This is a genomic window from Ruegeria sp. BC2, from assembly GCF_056539245.1.
On record NZ_JBQFUQ010000001.1, the window covers coordinates 1,093,157 to 1,110,890 of the forward strand.

At 61.3% G+C, this 17,734-nt stretch carries 21 protein-coding genes and 1 tRNA gene; 14 read left to right on the top strand and 8 right to left on the bottom strand.

What is annotated here, in order from left to right:
• Window positions 1-4: 4 nt before the first annotated feature.
• The 7 genes from ACR0CU_RS05360 to ACR0CU_RS05390 form a co-directional block, all read right to left on the bottom strand.
• On the bottom strand, window positions 5-778 hold the full coding sequence (locus ACR0CU_RS05360) for an ABC transporter ATP-binding protein (protein WP_170339217.1): 774 nt from the start codon (window positions 776-778) through the stop codon (window positions 5-7).
• Window positions 775-1,539: an ABC transporter ATP-binding protein gene (locus ACR0CU_RS05365; RefSeq protein ID WP_170445874.1), complete on the bottom strand. Its 765-nt coding sequence runs from the start codon at window positions 1,537-1,539 to the stop codon at window positions 775-777. Before ACR0CU_RS05365 ends, ACR0CU_RS05360 begins: the two co-directional genes overlap by 4 nt.
• On the bottom strand, window positions 1,536-2,633 hold the full coding sequence (locus tag ACR0CU_RS05370; protein ID WP_170445877.1) for a branched-chain amino acid ABC transporter permease: 1,098 nt from the start codon (window positions 2,631-2,633) through the stop codon (window positions 1,536-1,538). The genes ACR0CU_RS05365 and ACR0CU_RS05370 overlap by 4 nt, the downstream gene beginning before the upstream one ends.
• 4 nt (window positions 2,634-2,637) lie before the next feature.
• Window positions 2,638-3,513: a branched-chain amino acid ABC transporter permease gene (locus tag ACR0CU_RS05375; protein WP_005983028.1), complete on the bottom strand. Its 876-nt coding sequence runs from the start codon at window positions 3,511-3,513 to the stop codon at window positions 2,638-2,640.
• A gap of 75 nt (window positions 3,514-3,588) precedes the next feature.
• Entirely contained in the window at window positions 3,589-4,617 is a 1,029-nt protein-coding gene (locus ACR0CU_RS05380) for a zinc-binding dehydrogenase (protein ID WP_170445881.1), read from the bottom strand.
• Window positions 4,618-4,849: 232 nt separating this feature from the next.
• Window positions 4,850-5,401 (bottom strand): hypothetical protein, encoded by a 552-nt coding sequence (locus ACR0CU_RS05385; protein ID WP_170445884.1) that lies wholly within the window; start codon window positions 5,399-5,401, stop codon window positions 4,850-4,852.
• A 208-nt stretch (window positions 5,402-5,609) separates the two neighbouring features.
• Window positions 5,610-5,699, bottom strand: a tRNA-Ser gene (locus tag ACR0CU_RS05390).
• A 123-nt stretch (window positions 5,700-5,822) separates the two neighbouring features.
• On the opposite strand from ACR0CU_RS05390, the gene ACR0CU_RS05395 reads away from it, so the two are divergent.
• The 9 genes from ACR0CU_RS05395 (at window position 5,823) to ACR0CU_RS05435 (ending at window position 13,293) form a co-directional block, all read left to right on the top strand.
• Window positions 5,823-6,665 carry a DUF2059 domain-containing protein gene (locus tag ACR0CU_RS05395; protein ID WP_170445886.1) on the top strand — a complete coding sequence of 281 codons (843 nt, stop codon included), beginning with the start codon at window positions 5,823-5,825 and terminating at the stop codon, window positions 6,663-6,665.
• Window positions 6,665-7,471: a DUF2059 domain-containing protein gene (locus tag ACR0CU_RS05400; RefSeq protein ID WP_170445889.1), complete on the top strand. Its 807-nt coding sequence runs from the start codon at window positions 6,665-6,667 to the stop codon at window positions 7,469-7,471. The genes ACR0CU_RS05395 and ACR0CU_RS05400 overlap by 1 nt, the downstream gene beginning before the upstream one ends.
• A gap of 208 nt (window positions 7,472-7,679) precedes the next feature.
• Window positions 7,680-8,294, top strand: a complete 615-nt coding sequence (locus ACR0CU_RS05405) for a 50S ribosomal protein L21 (protein ID WP_170371061.1) — start codon at window positions 7,680-7,682, stop codon at window positions 8,292-8,294.
• Between the two features lie 11 nt (window positions 8,295-8,305).
• Window positions 8,306-8,575, top strand: coding sequence for a 50S ribosomal protein L27 (rpmA, locus tag ACR0CU_RS05410; RefSeq protein WP_170445892.1), 270 nt, complete (start codon window positions 8,306-8,308; stop codon window positions 8,573-8,575).
• A gap of 96 nt (window positions 8,576-8,671) precedes the next feature.
• Window positions 8,672-9,280 carry a LysE family translocator gene (locus tag ACR0CU_RS05415; protein ID WP_149777268.1) on the top strand — a complete coding sequence of 203 codons (609 nt, stop codon included), beginning with the start codon at window positions 8,672-8,674 and terminating at the stop codon, window positions 9,278-9,280.
• Window positions 9,277-9,813 carry a GNAT family N-acetyltransferase gene (locus ACR0CU_RS05420; protein WP_170339204.1) on the top strand — a complete coding sequence of 179 codons (537 nt, stop codon included), beginning with the start codon at window positions 9,277-9,279 and terminating at the stop codon, window positions 9,811-9,813. Before ACR0CU_RS05415 ends, ACR0CU_RS05420 begins: the two co-directional genes overlap by 4 nt.
• 37 nt (window positions 9,814-9,850) lie before the next feature.
• Window positions 9,851-10,885, top strand: coding sequence for a GTPase ObgE (obgE, locus tag ACR0CU_RS05425; RefSeq protein WP_170445896.1), 1,035 nt, complete (start codon window positions 9,851-9,853; stop codon window positions 10,883-10,885).
• A complete protein-coding gene (proB, locus tag ACR0CU_RS05430; protein WP_170357823.1) occupies window positions 10,873-11,979 on the top strand; it encodes a glutamate 5-kinase in 1,107 nt (368 codons plus the stop codon). The genes obgE and proB overlap by 13 nt, the downstream gene beginning before the upstream one ends.
• A gap of 51 nt (window positions 11,980-12,030) precedes the next feature.
• A complete protein-coding gene (locus tag ACR0CU_RS05435) occupies window positions 12,031-13,293 on the top strand; it encodes a glutamate-5-semialdehyde dehydrogenase (RefSeq protein WP_170367101.1) in 1,263 nt (420 codons plus the stop codon).
• 9 nt (window positions 13,294-13,302) lie between these two features.
• On the opposite strand, the gene ACR0CU_RS05440 is transcribed toward ACR0CU_RS05435, so the two are convergent.
• A complete protein-coding gene (locus tag ACR0CU_RS05440; RefSeq protein ID WP_170445902.1) occupies window positions 13,303-13,899 on the bottom strand; it encodes a histidine phosphotransferase family protein in 597 nt (198 codons plus the stop codon).
• A 45-nt stretch (window positions 13,900-13,944) separates the two neighbouring features.
• Here ACR0CU_RS05440 and ACR0CU_RS05445 point away from each other — a divergent pair, with 45 nt between their 5' ends.
• The 5 genes from ACR0CU_RS05445 (at window position 13,945) to tsf (ending at window position 17,732) form a co-directional block, all read left to right on the top strand.
• Window positions 13,945-14,127 (top strand): DUF3553 domain-containing protein, encoded by a 183-nt coding sequence (locus ACR0CU_RS05445; protein ID WP_170339192.1) that lies wholly within the window; start codon window positions 13,945-13,947, stop codon window positions 14,125-14,127.
• 108 nt (window positions 14,128-14,235) lie between these two features.
• Window positions 14,236-14,991, top strand: a complete 756-nt coding sequence (gene olsB / locus ACR0CU_RS05450; RefSeq protein WP_170445905.1) for an L-ornithine N(alpha)-acyltransferase — start codon at window positions 14,236-14,238, stop codon at window positions 14,989-14,991.
• Window positions 14,978-15,832 carry a lyso-ornithine lipid O-acyltransferase gene (gene olsA, locus ACR0CU_RS05455; protein WP_170445908.1) on the top strand — a complete coding sequence of 285 codons (855 nt, stop codon included), beginning with the start codon at window positions 14,978-14,980 and terminating at the stop codon, window positions 15,830-15,832. Before olsB ends, olsA begins: the two co-directional genes overlap by 14 nt.
• Window positions 15,833-16,000: 168 nt before the next feature.
• On the top strand, window positions 16,001-16,780 hold the full coding sequence (gene rpsB / locus ACR0CU_RS05460; RefSeq protein ID WP_093962056.1) for a 30S ribosomal protein S2: 780 nt from the start codon (window positions 16,001-16,003) through the stop codon (window positions 16,778-16,780).
• 76 nt (window positions 16,781-16,856) lie between these two features.
• Complete coding sequence (gene tsf / locus ACR0CU_RS05465) at window positions 16,857-17,732, top strand: translation elongation factor Ts (protein WP_170445912.1); 876 nt, start codon at window positions 16,857-16,859, stop codon at window positions 17,730-17,732.
• The last annotated feature ends 2 nt before the right edge of the window (window positions 17,733-17,734 follow it).

Sequence of the window (17,734 nt, forward strand, 5' to 3'; positions counted from 1 at the left end):
CGGCTCACCTCCACGTCTTCTTGCGTTTCCAGCGGCGGTTTTCCCGCGCGCCTTCCTCCTGCACGCCCAGATAGAAGTTCTGGATGTCCTCGGACCGCATCAGTACGTCGGCGGGGCCGTCCATCACGATGCGCCCGACCTCCATGACATAGCCATGATCGGCCAGTTCCAGCGCGGCGTTGGCGTTCTGCTCGACCAGCATCATGGTCATGTTCTGCTCGTCATTCAGGCGTTTGAGGATGCCGAAGATCTCTTGGACCAGCAGCGGCGACAGGCCCAGCGAGGGTTCATCCAGCAGCATGATGCGCGGGTTGGCCATCAGGCCGCGGCCGATGGCCAGCATCTGCTGCTGCCCGCCCGACAGGGTGCCGGCCTCTTGATTTCGGCGTTCCTTCAGAACCGGGAAGTAGGAAAACACCAACTCGCGGTCGCGCTCGATCTGGGCCTTGTCATGCAGGGTATAGGCCCCCAGGCTGAGGTTCTCGTTCACCGTCAACAGCGGGAACACCTCGCGCCCCTCGGGCACATGCACGATGCCCTTTTGGACGATCTTGTGCGGCTCCAGCCCCTGGATTTCCTCGCCGTCGAAGGTGATCGTGCCCTTTTCCGGGTCCATCACACCCGAAACGGTCTTCATCAGCGTCGTCTTGCCCGCCCCGTTGGCGCCCAGGATCGAGACGATCTGGCCCGGGCGCACGTCCAGCGACACGCCGCGGATCGCCATGATCGGGCCATAGAAGCTTTCGATGTTGCGGATGCTCAGGATTGGTGCGCTCATGAGGCTTTCCCCAGATAGGCTTCGACGACGGCAGGATGCGATTGCACTTGTGCCGGTGTCCCAAGGGCCAGTTTCGCCCCATCGGCCATGGCCAGCACCCGGTCGGACACGCCCGAGACCAGCCCCATGTCATGTTCAACCATCAGCACCGTGATCCCCATCTGCCGCCGGATGTCGTCGATCCACCAGCGCATGTCGGTTGTTTCCTCGACCGACAGCCCCGAGGCCGGTTCATCCAGCAGCAGCAGCTTGGGGTCGGTAGCCAGCGCGCGCGCGACCTCGACCACCTTGCGCACGCCATAGGGCAGGCCGGCGATCATCTTGTCGCGATAGGCCTGCAGGTCGAGGAAATCGATGATCTCTTCGACCTTCTCGCGGTTTTCCATCTCTTGCCGGCGGGCCGAGGGGGTAAAGAACACCTCGGACAGCAGATTGGTCCGCCGGTGGCGGTGCCGCCCGACCAGCAGGTTCTGCAACACGGTGGCATGTTCGAACAGCTCGATGTTCTGGAAGGTGCGCGCAACGCCATAGGCGGCCACGCCCGAGGGTTTGACCTGCAACAGATCGTGTCCGTCGAACCGGATCTGGCCCGCGTATGGGTCATAGAAACGTGAGATCAGGTTGAACACCGTGGATTTGCCCGCCCCGTTCGGGCCGACGATGGCAAAGACCTCGCCTTCTTCGACCGAAAAGGACAGATCGTTCACCGCTGTCAGGCCACCGAATTTCAGGGTGACGTTCTCGAATTCCAGCAGGCTCATCTCAGGCGCTCCGTCTTGAGATAGGATTTTTGCCGCTTGAACATGTCCTTGCGGTAGAAGGGGAACAGCTCGAACCAGGTGCGGATCTTCAGCCAGCGGCCATAGATGCCCATCGGCTCGAATAGGATGAAGCCGATCAGGATCATGCCGAAGATGCCGAATTCCAGCCCCGGAATGGCGACGGTTCCGCCACCGAACAGGGCGCCTGCGTATTCCTTGGCGATCGAAAGAAACTGCGGCAGAAACCCGATGACGATGGCGCCCAGAAACGCGCCGTGGATCGAGCCCAGCCCGCCGATCACGATCATCATCAGCAGCTGGATCGAGATCACCACGCTGAAGGTTTCGTTGTTGAAGGCCCCGGCATAAAGGCCCATCAGCGCCCCCGCCCATCCGGTCACGGCGCAGGACAGGGCAAAGGACACGGTCTTGGTGCGCGCGATGTCGATGCCCATCGCCTGCGCGGACACTTCCGAGTCGCGCACCGCGATGAAGCTGCGCCCCAACGGCGTGCGCAGAAGGTTGATATAGCCCAGCGTGACCAGAACCGTGACGGCCAGAACCAGCCAGTAGAACTGCTCGGGCGTGCCCCAGCGGTCGACCAGATGGCCGAAAATCTCGACCCCGCCCATGTATTTGCCCGCCACGCCGCCGGTGATCGGTTCCGCCAGAACGATGAGGTCGTCCATCAGGATCGACAGTGCCAGGGTGAAGATCGCCAGATAAATGCCGTGCAGCCGCAGGGCAGGGATGGCGACCGTGACCCCGGCGATGCCGGTCAGAATGCCGGCCAGCGGAAAGGCTACCAAAAACGGCACCCCGGACTCGATCAGGATCACGTTGGCATAGCAGCCAAAGGCCAGAAACGCCGCGTGGCCCAGGCTGGCCTGGCCGGTATGCCCGGTCAGGATCATCAGACCCAGCCCGGCGATGGCCCAGATCAGAACGTTCGTCAGCTCTCCCAGATAGAACGCGTCCAGCCACCACGGCGCGGCAATGACCACCGCCAGCAGGATCAGGTAGAGCGACAGTTGGTATCCGTCCTTCCACGGGCGGATGTCCTGCATGTAGTCGGTTTTGAAAACGATCCTCATGCGCTCAGACCTTCTTGACCCGGACCTGGCTGAACAGGCCGTGCGGACGGAAGATCAGCACCGCCAGCAACAGCGCATAAGGCGCGATCTGGCTATAGCCTGCGGCGATGTAGCGGCTGGCAAAGGGTTCGATCACGCCGACGATCAGACCGCCCGCCAAGGCTCCGGGCAGGCTGCCGAAACCGCCGATGACCGCGGCCGCAAAGGCCTTGATCCCCAGCAACCCGGTGGTCGGATCGACCGATCCCTTGGCGGCGAACAGGATGCCCGCGATCCCGGCCACGACACCGGCCAGCCCCCAGATGAAACCCTGCACGCGCTTGACCGGGACGCCCATGTAATAGGCCGCCAACTGGTTCTGCGAAGCGCCCTGCATCGCCAGCCCCAGCTTGGTCTTGCTGAAGAACACATAGAGCCCCCAGGTCAGCAGCACGGTCACGACGATGACCGCCACGTCCTCCATCCCCAGAACCAGGCCGCCAAAGCGGACCTCCTTGCCGGCCAGTGGGTTTTCCAGCGTCTGCGGCTCGTGCCCCCAGATCAGCCCGGCGACAAAGCGGATCACGAAGCCCAGGGCGATGGTCAGGATGACCACGGCGGTCTGGCTTTCCCCGAACAGGCGGCGGATGATCAGCCGGTCCAGCAGATACCCGAGCGCGCCCATGATCCCCAGCGAGATCGGCAGGGCCAGCCAGAAGGGCAGGCCCATATACTCGGTATTGGTCAGCCCGATGGTGACGAAGGCGCCCAGCATCATGAAATCGCCCTGGGCGAAGTTCACGGCCTCCGTCGCCTTGTAGATCAACACGAAGCCAAGCGCGATCAGGCCGTAGACACAGCCATTCGCCAGCCCGCTGATCAGCAGCTGTGCGTTGTCCAAATTCTCCTCCCCATGCCGGTTTGCCCGGCGTCCTGACGCCCCGGATCTCCTCCAATCACCGGGGCGCCTGTTCTACTATGGCGTGATTATTACCTTACCGTCACTCTTTTTCAGTGCAACTGCCAGATCGGAAACGATTTTGTTCAGCGGGACATGCGCCGAGACATCTGTTTTCCACCGTCCGTCCGCAAAGCGGGCCTGCACCTCGGCAACCGCGCGCATCTGCTCTTCGGGTGGTGTGGACATCATCCATTTGGTCAGCCAGAAGCCCTCGATCCGTTTGCTCATAAAGATCAACTGGCCCATTTGGGTCAGCTTCGGAGGCTCGCTGCTGAGTTTGCCATAAGACACCCAGCGCGCGCCGTTGGGCATGGCGCAGAAGACCTGCTCGGACAGCTGATCCGAGACCGCATCCAAAAACACCCGCGGCTTGAGCTGTGCGCTGATGGCAGCAAACTTGGAGACGGCATCGTCTTCGGTGGTTACGATGACCTCGGCCGCTCCGTGGCTTTTGAGCAGTCCGACCGTTTCAGGGCGCCGCACCATCGCAATCGGCTTCAGGCCAAGGTCTCGGCCCAGCCCGCACATCAGCTTGCCCAACTGGCTGGTGGCCGCGGAAACGACAAAGGCCTCTCCTTCGGAACGCGCGATCTCAACCATTGCCATCGCGGTCAGCGGATTGACGATCTGTGCGGCACCGTCATCGTCCGATATCTCGGGCCGTAAAGGAATGCACATCTGCGCCTGTGTCAGGGCATACTCGGCCCATGCGCCGGACCCGGAGGCGACGAAGGCGACCCTTTGCCCCTTCAGCGCTTCGGCGCCCGCGCCGGTGGCTACGACGTCTCCGCACCCTTCGAAACCGGCCGGGGCACCCTTGACCCGCGGCTGACCGTACTCACCTTTGATGAAATGGAGGTCTGAGGGGTTCACCGATGCGGTGCGCAATTTGATCAGCACCTGGCCAGGGCCAGGCGTGGGCACCGGGATCTCGGCATTCTCAACCCAGTCGGCGGCGTCCTCGATCGCCGGGCCCGTGGCGGTACCCGAGTATCCGTCAAATTTCTGGATCACGGCAAACATGGATTTGGGGAGGTCAGTCATTCTTTTTCCTTTGTTTCCGACATTTTCAAGCAAACGGGTCGATCCGAGTGCGCGCCGCGGGGCAGGGCGCACCGATGCCGACAATAGGTCGTCCCGACTTGATGCGACTGGTTGAGCCAAGCCAAACAAATGGCACCGGGCACGTCAATCGACCACAGGGTTAACGTTGGGGAATTGGGAAGCCGGTGCAGGTGTGACAAGGCCGGACAATTGCCGGCCTTGTCGAATGATCTTATTGCGTCAACAGGTTGCGCAGTTCCTGGATCTTGAGCGCAGCCGTTTCCGGCGCTTCCTTGATGCCATCGAGGATCTTGATCACCTGGTCCTGGATTTCCTGGCTCAGCTGGCTGTTTTTCACGGATTCAACCATCGCGTCATAGTCGAACTGCTCGGCCGACAGCATGCCTTCGTCAACCCAGGTATTCAGCAACTCCTGCCCTTGGGCAGTGAGGGCTGCAACCTGATCGCCTGCCTGGTTGGCCAGATCCGTAGCTGCATCGCCGGCCTGGTTTGCCAGATCGGCAGCTGTTTGACCGGCTTGCTCGGCGGCTTCACCGGCCTGTTCTACGGCGGCCGAGGCTGCGTCACCTGCTTGCTGTGTGGCCGTCGATAAAGCCTCGCTGGCGGCTTCCTGGGCTGCGGTTGCGGCCTCGCCAACGGCCTCGCCGGCTTCTTTGGCGGCAGATTGCAGTTTCTCGGCCGGGGTGGGCTCGGGCTGATTCAGGTAGAAATACGCGCCGGCACCCAATCCGGCGATGATAATCAGGATGATAATGCGGGACATTGGGGTCTCCTTTTCGGATGTGTGCCGCTGATGTGGGGAGAAACTACCTGAGATCAAAGGGGAAATCCCAAAGATTCGGCGCATGTTCGGGGTTTGGGCCACTCGGCGCTGATCAGTCAGACGATCGGCGGCAACAACACGCCACCGGCGAAAATACACGGTTGCAACCATCAGGCGAACAAGAAAGGGGAGAATCATTGGGAAGTAGTGGCGGAGAGACAGGGATTCGAACCCTGGGTGGGCTTGCACCCACAACGGTTTTCGAGACCGCCCCGTTCGACCACTCCGGCACCTCTCCGCGGGGGTCTGTGAGGGGGGGATTTAGTTGTGATCGCCGAGGGGTGCAAGCAGAAAATTCCCGAATTCGCCAAACCGCGGATTTTCCATTGCCAGTCCGACGAAATCTCCTAGGCTGACATGTATGAGACATCTTCTGCACCGCATTTCGCTTCTGCTCATCCTGCCCGTGTTCACGTTCGCTCTGACGGCTCAAAACGCCTTGTCCGCCAGCCGGGATCGGATTGAGGCTTTTCTGACGACGACGGGTTTTGACGTGGCCCTGGAAAGCATCGCATTGGCCTCGGCTTCGGCGCCTCAGATGCTGGGGATCGACCCCGAGGGTTTTGGCTCGCAATGGACGCGTCTGACGGAAGAGGTGTTCGACACCGACGACATGCATGAAACAGCGGTTGCGATTCTCGAACAGACGCTGAGCGACGAGGCCCTGAACCACGCGGTCGAGTTTTATGCCTCGGATCTGGGACAACGGCTTGTCGAGGCGGAAAATGCCTCGCACCTTGTCGAGGACGACGAAGCCAAGCAACTTGAGGGGCAGGAGATCATATCCGATCTGGTCAAGTCCGGTTCGAGCCGCATCGAAAGCCTGAAGCGGATGAACAGCGCCATCGATGCCAGCGAAACCTCGTTGCGGGCGCTGCAGGAGATCCAGCTGCGGTTCCTGCTGGCCGCCAGCGCCGCCGGAGTGATCGACCTGCAGTTGGACGCGGACGGGCTGCGCCAGATGATGAAGCTGAACGAACCCGAGATGCGGCAGTCATTGCAACTGTCCGCCTTGGCCAACGCGGCCTACACCTATCAGGATTTCTCTGACGCGGATGTCGACGCCTATACCAAAGCGCTGGAACAGCCGCTGATGCAGGAAGTCTACGAGCTGTTGAACGCAATCCAGTACGAGATCATGGCCATGCGGTTTGAAGTGCTGGCGGCGCGCATGGCCGAACTGCGTCCGGCTCAGGACATCTGATGCGGCTGTTTCTGGCTCTGTGGCTGGTTTTGGCCGGTTGGGCCAGTGCGGTCACGGCGGACCAGGTCGACCGTCTGACCAAGGCAATGCATTTGTCCGACGTGATGCAGATTCTGCGTGATGAGGGTGTCGCGCAGGGGCGCGAACTGGACAAAAGCCTGCTGGACGGTGAGGGCGGATCGTTTTTCGAGGCCCAGGTTGAAGACTTGTACGACAAGGCGTGGATGCAGGCCAAGATTTATGACGCGCTGGCTGGCGGTATGTCCGAAGGGCAACTGGAGCAGGCTGCGCTGTTTTTCGAAAGCGATCTGGGCCGCGCCGTCGTGTCTCTGGAAAACTCGGCCCGTCGAACTTTTTCCGACGAAGCCATCGAAGAGATTGCCATGGCCGCCTATCGGGAGGCCGATCGTGATGCGGCCTATTTTCGTCTGATCGATGAGTATGTCGAGATCAACGACCTTGTTGATCGGAACGTGCGCGGGGCGTTGCAGGCCGATTACAATTTCTTCCGTGGGTTGGCGGACGGGCAGGGCATCACGGGCGACGACGGGGAAATGTTGGCCCAGTTGCTGGCGCAGGGAGCGCAGTCCGAGCAACAAACCCGCGAGTGGCTGTACTCGTTCCTGCTGTTTGCGTACCAACCGCTCAGCGAGGCCCAGCTGCGCGAGAATATCGCCTTTTCACGTACCGAGGCAGGGCAAGCCTTGAACAACGCCTTGTTCGCTGGTCTGGACACCATGTTCAACGAGTTGTCATACCAGCTGGGCGTGACGGTGGCGCAGGTTCTGCAAGCGTCGGATCTTTAGGCCGGTTTGCTGTTGACTTTGCCGTGTGATCCGTGGATAAGCGCGCATCCCGGCCGGAACCTCCGCGCCGGGTATCGTTATTGTTGGCCTGACGGGTGCGCCCTGACGGTCGTTCATCCGCCCGAAAAGGGCGCGCTGTTCGAGGTGGCTTTGGCCGAAACGCCCGTCTGACGGGGACCACAGAACGCGGTAGAAAAAGGAAAGACGCATGTTTGCAGTCCTCAAGACTGGCGGCAAGCAGTACAAGGTTCAGGCGGGCGACGTGCTCCGCGTTGAAAAGCTGGCTGCCGACGCAGGTGAAAAAGTCCAATTCAACGACGTTCTGATGCTGGGTGGCGACGCCCCGGTTGTCGGCGCGCCGTTCATCGATGGTGCGGCCGTTCAGGCGGAAGTGATCGAACAGATCAAAGGTGACAAGGTCATCAAATTCGTCAAGCGCCGCCGCAAGCACAGCTCGAAGCGCACCGTTGGCCACCGTCAGAAGCTGACCCTGGTCAAGATCACCGACATCCTGCCCTCGGGCGCGGACAAGTCGGGCGTCAAGGCCGCAACCGGTTCGGCTCCGGCAGGTGAAGTTGCGAAAGCAGCGAAACCCGCCAAGAAAGCCGCTGCCAAGGCAGAAGCCCCGGCCGCTGCTGCTGCCGCTGACGATCTGACCAAGATCACCGGTGTTGGTCCCGCAGCTGCCAAGAAACTGGCCGAAGCCGGTATCGAAAGCTTTGCCGCTCTGGCCGCCTTGTCGGAGGAGCAGATTGCTGCTATCGAGACGGTCAAAGTGAAACCCGAATGGGTTGAGCAGGCCAAAGAGCTGGCCAAAGGCTAAGGAGAGAGAGAATGGCACATAAAAAAGCTGGCGGTTCCTCCCGTAACGGCCGCGACTCAGCGGGTCGTCGCCTTGGCGTGAAACTGTATGGTGGCCAGGCCGCCGTTGCAGGCAACATCATCGTGCGTCAGCGCGGCACCAAGTTCTGGCCGGGCGAAGGCGTGGGCATGGGCAAGGATCACACCATCTTTGCAACTATCGATGGCGCCGTGAAGTTCCACAAGGGACTGAAAAACCGCACCTTCATTTCGGTCCTGCCAGTGGCGGAGGCCGCAGAGTAAGCCGAAACCCAGAAGGTTTAAGAAAAATTCATGGGGGACCGGCACAAAGTGCCGGTCCCCTTTCTCGTTTTGACGCAGATTTGATCGAAAGCCCCGATGCCCGTTGCAACCACCAGTTTCCTGATCTTTGCCGCCAGCCAGGTCGGCACGCCGGGACCGGCTAACATGGTCCTGTTGGGAACGGGTGCGCGCTATGGGTTCCGCGCGGCACTGCCCTTCGTGGCAGGCGTGATTCTGGGCAAGCAGCTGATCATCTGGCCGTTGGGCTTTGGCCTTCTGCAACTGGCGGAACAGGCCCCCACCGCGTTTGCGGTTCTGAAATATGCTTCCGCGGCCTATATTTGCTGGCTTGCGTGGAAAATCGCCAACCTGCGCCTGTCCCATCAGGACGCGGGCGAGTCGGTTCCGGGTTTCTGGGCTGGGTTGGTGGTACATCCGCTAAACCCCAAGGCGTGGGCGATGATCATCGCGGGATTCACAGGGTTCGTCGCGGCGGGGACGTCGGTGCTGAGTGCGACGCTCACGATCGCGCTCGTTTTGTTGACCTGCCAGTTGGTCCTGCACCCGATCTGGACCTTTGCGGGCGATAGAATTGCCCGCGTGGTTGCGGGACGGCCGGCGGAAAAATATCTGATGTGGACTCTCGCGGGTCTGACTGTTGCATCCGTACTTTTCGTGTTGTTCGGAGGAGGAACACACCAATGAAACTTGAGGCAATCATAAATCAGCCGGTCATTGAAACCGAGCGGTTCGACCTGCGCCCGCTGCGCCGGTCGGACATGGGCCTGATCGAGCACTACGCCGGGGACGAGCGCGTGGCGCGCATGACCACGTCGATTCCACACCCTTTGCCGCCCGGTTCGATCGAGGCTTTCGTTACCCGCGCCATGGCCGAGGACCGGGACGAGGACGTCTGGGCGATGGACGCCACCAAGGATGGCGGGCCCGAGTTGATCGGGGTGATCTCGCTCAAGCGGCTGGATCGCAATCAGTCCGAAGTGGGCTATTGGGTCGCGCCCTTGTATTGGAACACGGGCATCGCCTCGCTGGCGGTGGAAACGCTGGTTCAGGCGAATCCGTTGGAAAACGCCACGATGTTTGCCAGCGTGTTTCAGGACAATCCCGCCTCGGCGCGGGTCCTGACCCATTGCGGGTTCCAGTATCTTGGCGATGCCGAAAGCTTCTCGGTGGCGCGCGACGCAAATGTGCCCACCTGGACGTACAGCAAAAAACTCTGACTTGTGGCCGATGGGGCCTTTGCAGTAGGGGACTGACATGAAATTTCTCGATCTTGCAAAGGTCTACATCCGGTCCGGGGCCGGCGGTAGCGGGTGCGTCAGCTTCCGACGCGAAAAGTACATCGAATACGGCGGCCCCGATGGCGGGGACGGCGGCAAGGGCGGGTCCGTCTGGGCCGAGGTCGTGGACGGGCTGAACACCCTGATCGACTTCCGCTATCAGCAGCATTTCTTTGCCAAGAACGGACAGCCCGGCCGGGGCCAGCAGCGCACCGGAAAGGATGGCGACGACATCATTCTGCGCGTGCCCGTCGGAACCGAGATTCTGGACGAGGATCAGGAGACGGTGGTCGCCGACCTGACCGAAGTGGGGCAACGTGTCCTGCTGGCGCGGGGTGGCAATGGCGGTTTCGGCAACCTGCATTTCAAATCGGCCACAAACCAGGCGCCGCGCCGGGCCAATCCGGGGCAGCCGGGCGTGGACCGTACGATCTGGCTGCGTCTGAAATTGATTGCCGATGTGGGTCTGCTGGGCCTGCCGAATGCGGGCAAGTCGACCTTTCTGGCCGCCACCTCGAACGCCCGGCCCAAGATCGCCGATTATCCCTTTACCACGCTGCATCCTAATCTGGGCGTCGTCGGTGTGGACAACGTGGAATTCGTTGTGGCCGACATTCCCGGCCTGATCGAAGGCGCGCATGAAGGCCGCGGCATCGGCGACCGTTTTCTGGGCCATGTCGAACGCTGCGCGGTGTTGCTGCATCTGGTCGACGGCACGTCGGAGACCATCGCGCAGGATTATCACACCATCATCCACGAGCTTGAGGCCTATGGCGGCGCGCTGGCTGACAAGCCCCGGATCACCGTGTTGAACAAGATTGACGCGCTGGACGAAGAACAGCTCGAACTGGCCAAGGCCGAGTTGAAAGAGGCCGTAAGCCGCCCTGTCATGACCATGTCGGGCGTGGCCCGGCAGGGCGTGACCGAAGTTTTGCGGGCCCTGCGCGCCCAGATCGACGAAAACCGCCTGCGCCAGAAACCCACCGAGGAGCGCGAGACGTGGCAGCCCTGACCGACGCAAAGCGCCTGGTGGTCAAGATCGGCTCGGCGTTGCTGGTCGATCGTGCGACCGGCAAGCTGCGTTCGGAGTGGTTGCATTCGCTGGCGCAGGACGTGGCGTGGCTCAAGGGGCAGGGGGCCGATGTGGTTCTGGTCTCGTCCGGTTCGATCGCGCTGGGGCGCGGCGTTCTGGGTCTGCCCGCAACCGCGCTGTCGCTGGAGCAGTCCCAGGCCGCTGCCGCCGTCGGTCAGATCCGGCTGGCGCGGGCCTATGAAGAGGCGTTGGCCCCGCACGACATCACCACGGCGCAGGTTCTGGTGACGCTTGAAGACAGCGAGAACCGCCGCCGGTACCTGAATTCACGCGCGACGCTGGAAACTTTGCTGGGGCTGGGTGTCGTGCCCATCGTGAACGAAAATGACACGGTGGCCACGGATGAAATCCGATACGGCGACAATGATCGACTGGCCGCGCAGATCGCCGTGACCGTCGGTGCGGATCAGTTGATCCTGCTGTCCGATGTCGATGGGTTCTACACCGGCAATCCAGCCGAAGACCCATCCGCCACCCGGTTTGACGTGATCGACGCGATCACGCCCGAGATCGAGGCGATGGCCGGTGACGCCGGTTCGGGGCTGTCCAAGGGCGGCATGAAGACCAAGCTGATGGCCGCGCAGATGGCGACGGCGGCGGGCTGCGACATGGCGATTACGGAAGGATCGCCTTTGAACCCGCTAAAATTGCTGAACAATGGCGCGAACAGCACTTGGTTCAAGGCCAAGCTGGACCCGCATGCGGCGCGCAAACGCTGGATCTCGGCGATGAAGCCGCGGGGCGAGATCACGGTCGATGCAGGGGCCGCGCGGGCGCTGGAAAATGGCAAAAGCCTGTTGCCGGCCGGCATCGTCGAAGTGACGGGCGATTTCGGACGGGGCGACCCGGTGGCGATCAAGGATCACGAAGGCCGGCGTCTGGGATTGGGCCTCAGCCGCTATACCGCGCATGAGGCCGATGCCATCAAGGGGCGCAAATCCTCCGAGATCGAGGACGCACTCGGCTATCCCGGCCGCGCTGTGATGATCCACCGCGACGATCTGGCTTTGTAGCTGCGAAAACTGATAGATTTGGCTGGTCCGACGACCGGAAAGGCAGATGACATGAAGGACTTTGACAGCATTCCCGCCCTGATGGCCGATCTTGGCAAGCGCGCCAAGGATGCGTCTCGGGATCTGGCTTTCGCCTCGGCCGAGCGCAAACACGCCGCGTTGATCGCCGCGGCCGACGCCGTGTGGAAGAACCGCGCACAGATCATCGAGGCCAACAAGAAAGACCTGGACTATGGCCGCGACAAGGGTCTGAGCCCGGCCATGATGGACCGGTTGATGCTGGACGAGGCGCGCATTCAGGGCATGGTCGACGGGTTGCGCACCGTGGCCGAACAGACCGATCCAGTGGGTGAGGTTCTGGCCGAATGGGATATGCCTTCGGGGCTGAACATCCGCCGCGTACGCACCCCGCTGGGCGTGATCGGCGTGATCTATGAAAGCCGCCCGAACGTGACCGCTGATGCCGGGGCGCTTTGCCTCAAGTCGGGGAACGCCGTGATCCTGCGCGGCGGATCCGAGAGCTTTCATTCTTCAACCGCGATCCACGCTTGCCTGGTCGAGGGTCTGAAGGCCGCAAACCTGCCCGAGGATGCGATCCAGCTGGTCCCGACCCGTGATCGGGCGGCGGTGCAGGAATTGCTGACCATGACCGACTATGTCGACGTCATCGTGCCGCGTGGTGGCAAGGGGCTGGTCGGGTTGGTCCAGCGCGAGGCGCGGGTGCCGGTCTTTGCCCATCTTGAAGGGATCGTGCACATCTACATCGACAAGGCTGCGGATCCGCAGAAAACGCTGGACGTGGTGCTGAACGCAAAGACGCGCCGCACTGGCATCTGCGGGGCGGCCGAATGCCTGCTGGTGCATCAGGATATCGCGGAAACGCTGGGGCGCGACGTGATCGCGGCGCTGCTGGCCGCTGGCGTCGAGGTCCATGCCGCAGGTGCGCTGGCCATCGACGGCACCGTACCGGCCACCGATGCCGACTGGGGCAAGGAGTTTCTGGACAGCATCATCGCCGCAAAACCGGTGACCGATATCGACGAAGCAATCGCGCATATCCGGCAATACGGATCGAACCACACCGATTGCATCATGACCGAGGATCAGTCCGCCGCCGACCGCTTCTTTGAACGGCTCGACAGTGCGATCCTGATGCACAACGCCTCGACCCAATTTGCCGACGGGGGTGAGTTCGGAATGGGCGCCGAGATCGGAATCGCCACGGGCAAGATGCACGCGCGCGGCCCGGTGGGGGCGGCGCAGTTGACCAGTTTCAAATACCTGGTGCGCGGCAACGGCACGACGCGCGCCTGAGGCGCTGCGTCAGAACCGCAGCACCACGCGGGTTGCGCCCGTCTCGGCTGAAACCCGGCGGCCCTGAGCGGCCGCCGTCTGCGGCAGCAGGGCGAACTGCACCTGCGCCGGCGTGACCTTGTTGGCGAATGTGCCGGTTGGGAGGCCTTTCCACAGGTCGGGATCGACATTCATGCGGTCGGCCGTACCAGTGACCGTCCATTTGTCGCCCACGCTGTCGATCTTTACCTCGCCGCCCATCGGCATGGCGCTTTCGCAGCACATGATGGCCAGAAAAGCCAGTTTGATCTGATTGCGCGGCATCGCCTCGGTGACGTTCCAATGCACCCGGACTCGGCCCGCACGCTCGACATCGCGCAGCAATTCCGTCACTTCGCTACGGCCCAGCGGCTGATCGCTGGCCGCGCCAAAGGCCACGCGAAAGAACCGAACCCGCGCCCCGGCGCTGCCGACGCTGCCGGTGATCAGTTCCATCTCGGGGCCCTGGGTGCCGCCAACCATCTCCAATAGTTCCAGCCCATTGGTGATCGCGCCGATCGGGCTGATCAGATCGTGGCAGATCCGAGAGCCGATCAACTCGGCCAGGTTGACGTTGGTGTCGCCCATGCGTACCTCCTGTGGTATCCCCCATGCCCGACCCGGAGCCGCCGCATGACAGATCTGAATGCCATTCTTGCACCGGGCATGTTTGTCCGCCACCCAGATTTCCCCGACTGGGGCGTTGGACAGGTCCAGTCCAACATCGGGGGCAAGATCACCGTGAACTTTCGCGACCAGGGCAAAGTGGTGATTGACGGAACACGCATCGCCTTGATGCCGGTTCTTGATCCATGAAACTGGTTTAGGAAAGGTTAACGGGGCTCGCCACCCGGTTCGTGTTGCCATTCGCCGCGCAGCTGCGGTATCAGCGCTGGGATCGCAACAAGACAACGACCATTCCACATGCCGGATACAGGCCCTTCATTCACTGTCAAACTTGCCGAAACCGACGAGGAACTGCGCGCGGCGCAGCGGCTGCGTTATGACGTCTTCGTGCGTGAATTGGGCGGCGGCGGCGAGATGGTCGATCATGTAGAGGGCCTGGAACGCGACCAGTTCGACCCGTATTTTGATCACATGCTGGCCTATGACGACGTCACCGGAGAAGTGGTCGGAGTCTACCGCCTGTTGCCGGGTGACCGCGTAGCTGAAGTCGGACGGTTCTACTCTGAGGATGAATACGACCTTACCGTTCTGAAAAACAGCGGCCGCAAATTGCTGGAACTCGGCCGGTCCTGCCTGCATCCGGACTATCGCGGCGGAACCGCAATGTATCATTTGTGGAATGGCCTCGCGAAATATGTGTCCGAACGGGAGATCGAGGTTCTGTTCGGCGTTGCCAGCTTTCACGGCACAGACGTCAAGCACATTGCCCAGCCTCTATCGATGCTGCATCACAACCACCTGGCTCCACCCGAATTGCGGGTGCGTGCGCAGCCGGATGTTTTTCAGAACATGAACCTGGTTCCGAAAGATGCGCTGGATCGACGGGGTGCAATGTTGCAGGTTCCGGCCTTGATCAAGGCCTATCTTCGATTGGGCGGGTTTGTGGGCGAGGGGGCATTCATCGACCATGCATTCAACACCACCGACGTTTGCCTGATCCTCGACACCACTCGGATGAACGAAAGACAGAGACGCATCTATGGCGGAGCGTGACGTGCCAAACGGTGCTGTCTGGCACAGCTCGGACGACCCGGACCCGGTTGAGTTGGGCGTGTGGGGTTGGATTTTGGTGATCCTCCGGGGGCTTCCTCTGGCTGTGCTGGTGTTCGGTGGTCTGATCGTTCTTTTGCTTGTGCGCCTGGTCGAAAGACCCATCTTTGGCCTGCGTCGACCAGTAACGCCCTTCATTGCCCAATTCGTGTGTCGCAATGCGTTTCGAATTCTTGGGATCGGATTTTCAAGCTCGGGTGAGCTGATGCAGCATCGCGGAGCCGTCGTGGCCAACCACACGTCTTGGCTGGACATCTTCGCGCTCAACGCCCGCAAGCGTGTATACTTCGTGTCCAAGGCCGAGGTGGCGAATTGGCCCGGCATCGGTTGGCTGGCCCGTGCCACCGGAACCGTGTTCATCGAACGCAATCCCAAAAAAGCACGCGAGCAGACCAGATTGTTCGAAGACCGTCTGAAGGCCGGGCACAAGCTGTTGTTTTTCCCAGAGGGCACATCGACGGACGGCCTACGGGTTTTACCATTCAAAACAACGCTTTTTGCGGCATTCTTTGCAGATGAACTGCGTGATTTCATGTATGTTCAGCCGGTTTCGGTTGTCTACCACGCGCCCGATGGGCAGCCGGACCGGTTCTATGGCTGGTGGGGGGACATGGATTTTGCCCCGCATCTTCTGAAGACGCTGGGCGCGCGGCGGCAGGGGCGGGTCGAATTGATCTATCATTCTCCGGCCCGGGTCAGCGATTTCGACAACCGCAAGGCTTTGGCCGCGCATTGCGAGCAGGCCGTTCGCCACGGGCATGCTTTGGCGCGGCCAGAAAAATAGGGGCAAAAGCCCCTTGCACCGTCAGTCAACCTGCCGTATACGCGCGGCATTCAAATCCGCAGGCGGGGTTTGGTCGTTTTGAGGGAGACATCCTCATCAAGGCCGCCGGTTGGAGCAAACGCTTCTTTCACCCCCGCCAAGGCGAAAACCGGAAAAGGAAAACATAGCATGGCTCTTCCCGAGTTCACCATGCGTCAGCTGCTGGAAGCTGGCGTTCACTTTGGTCACCAGACACAGCGTTGGAACCCCCGCATGGCGCCTTTCATCTATGGCGCACGCAACGGCATCCACATCATGGACCTGACCCAGACCGTTCCGATGCTAGACCAGGCGCTGCAGGCGGTACGTGACACCGTCGCCAAAGGTGGCCGCGTTCTGTTTGTCGGTACCAAGCGTCAGGCTGCACAGCCAATCGCCGAAGCCGCTGAGAAATCGGCTCAGTATTACATGAACCACCGCTGGCTGGGCGGCACGCTGACTAACTGGAAAACCGTTTCCCAGTCGATCAACCGTCTGAACCAGATCGACGAAGCCATGGAATCGGGCGCTGAAGGCCTGACCAAGAAAGAGCGTCTGGGCATGGAGCGTGACCAGGCCAAGCTGCAGGCTTCGCTGGGCGGCATCCGCGAGATGGGCGGCGTTCCTGACCTGCTGTTCGTCATCGACGTCAAGAAAGAAGCTCTGGCCATCGCCGAAGCCAACAAGCTGGGTATTCCGGTTGTGGCCGTCGTCGACACCAACTGCTCGCCGGATGGTGTCGACTACATCATCCCCGGCAACGACGATGCTGCCCGTGCAATCGCACTGTATTGCGATCTGGCCGCACGTGCTGCGCTGGACGGCATGACCGCACAGCTGGGCGCCGCCGGCGTCGACCTGGGCGAGTTCGAAGAAGCACCGGTTGAAGAAGCCGTTGCAGAAGAAGCCGAAGCGTCGGCCGAAGCGTAAGCTGCCCGTCACGTAAATGACATATGGGGCAGGGTAGACCTGCCCCAATTCCGTTTGAATTGAGGAGAGCCAAGAGATGGCAATCACTGCAGCAATGGTGAAAGAACTGCGCGACTCGACCGGCGCAGGCATGATGGACGCGAAAAAAGCGCTAACCGAAACCGGCGGCAACATGGACGAGGCCGTTGATTGGCTGCGCACCAAAGGTCTGGCGAAGGCCGCAAAGAAATCCGGCCGTACCGCAGCAGAAGGCCTGGTTGCCGTTCACGTCGAAGGTGGCAACGGTGTTGCTGTCGAAGTGAACTCGGAAACCGACTTTGTCGCGAAGAACGCCGAGTTCCAGGAAATGGTCGGCAAGATCACCTACGCAGCCCAGGGCGTTGACTCGGTTGAGGAACTGCTGGCCGCTGATCTGGGCGGCAAGTCGGTTGCCGACACGCTGACCGACAAGATCGCCACCATCGGCGAAAACATGTCGGTCCGCCGCATGGCCAAACTGTCGGGCGACACCGTGGTCTCGTATGTCCACAACGCTGCAACCAACGGCATGGGCAAAATCGGTGTTCTGGTTGCTCTGTCGGGCGGCGATGAAGCCATCGGCAAGCAGGTCGCGATGCACATCGCAGCCGTGAACCCGGCCGCTCTGTCCGAAGCCGACCTAAATCCGGCCGTTGTCGAAAAAGAAAAGCAGGTCCAGATGGACATCGCGCGCGAGTCCGGCAAGCCCGAGCAGGTCATCGAAAAGATGATCGAGGGCCGCATGAAGAAATTCGTCGCGGAATCGACCCTGCTGAGCCAGCAGTTCGTTGTGAACCCCGACCTGACCGTGGAAGCAGCGGCCAAGGAAGCCGGCGCAACCATCACCGGTTTTGTTCGCCTCGAAGTTGGCGAAGGCATCGTGGTCGAAAAAGAAGACTTTGCCGCTGAAGTCGCCAAAGCGGCTCAGGGCTGACG

Bases quoted from the DNA above. Each gene is read 5' to 3' on its own strand.
- ACR0CU_RS05360 (WP_170339217.1), bottom strand. From the start codon at position 778: ATGAGCGCACCAATCCTGAGCATCCGCAACATCGAAAGCTTCTATGGC.
- ACR0CU_RS05365 (WP_170445874.1), bottom strand. From the start codon at position 1,539: ATGAGCCTGCTGGAATTCGAGAACGTCACCCTGAAATTCGGTGGCCTG.
- ACR0CU_RS05370 (WP_170445877.1), bottom strand. From the start codon at position 2,633: ATGAGGATCGTTTTCAAAACCGACTACATGCAGGACATCCGCCCGTGG.
- ACR0CU_RS05380 (WP_170445881.1), bottom strand. From the start codon at position 4,617: ATGACTGACCTCCCCAAATCCATGTTTGCCGTGATCCAGAAATTTGAC.
- ACR0CU_RS05385 (WP_170445884.1), bottom strand. From the start codon at position 5,401: ATGTCCCGCATTATCATCCTGATTATCATCGCCGGATTGGGTGCCGGC.
- ACR0CU_RS05395 (WP_170445886.1), top strand. From the start codon at position 5,823: ATGAGACATCTTCTGCACCGCATTTCGCTTCTGCTCATCCTGCCCGTG.
- ACR0CU_RS05400 (WP_170445889.1), top strand. From the start codon at position 6,665: ATGCGGCTGTTTCTGGCTCTGTGGCTGGTTTTGGCCGGTTGGGCCAGT.
- ACR0CU_RS05405 (WP_170371061.1), top strand. From the start codon at position 7,680: ATGTTTGCAGTCCTCAAGACTGGCGGCAAGCAGTACAAGGTTCAGGCG.
- rpmA (WP_170445892.1), top strand. From the start codon at position 8,306: ATGGCACATAAAAAAGCTGGCGGTTCCTCCCGTAACGGCCGCGACTCA.
- ACR0CU_RS05415 (WP_149777268.1), top strand. From the start codon at position 8,672: ATGCCCGTTGCAACCACCAGTTTCCTGATCTTTGCCGCCAGCCAGGTC.
- ACR0CU_RS05420 (WP_170339204.1), top strand. From the start codon at position 9,277: ATGAAACTTGAGGCAATCATAAATCAGCCGGTCATTGAAACCGAGCGG.
- obgE (WP_170445896.1), top strand. From the start codon at position 9,851: ATGAAATTTCTCGATCTTGCAAAGGTCTACATCCGGTCCGGGGCCGGC.
- ACR0CU_RS05435 (WP_170367101.1), top strand. From the start codon at position 12,031: ATGAAGGACTTTGACAGCATTCCCGCCCTGATGGCCGATCTTGGCAAG.
- ACR0CU_RS05440 (WP_170445902.1), bottom strand. From the start codon at position 13,899: ATGGGCGACACCAACGTCAACCTGGCCGAGTTGATCGGCTCTCGGATC.
- ACR0CU_RS05445 (WP_170339192.1), top strand. From the start codon at position 13,945: ATGACAGATCTGAATGCCATTCTTGCACCGGGCATGTTTGTCCGCCAC.
- olsB (WP_170445905.1), top strand. From the start codon at position 14,236: ATGCCGGATACAGGCCCTTCATTCACTGTCAAACTTGCCGAAACCGAC.
- olsA (WP_170445908.1), top strand. From the start codon at position 14,978: ATGGCGGAGCGTGACGTGCCAAACGGTGCTGTCTGGCACAGCTCGGAC.
- rpsB (WP_093962056.1), top strand. From the start codon at position 16,001: ATGGCTCTTCCCGAGTTCACCATGCGTCAGCTGCTGGAAGCTGGCGTT.
- tsf (WP_170445912.1), top strand. From the start codon at position 16,857: ATGGCAATCACTGCAGCAATGGTGAAAGAACTGCGCGACTCGACCGGC.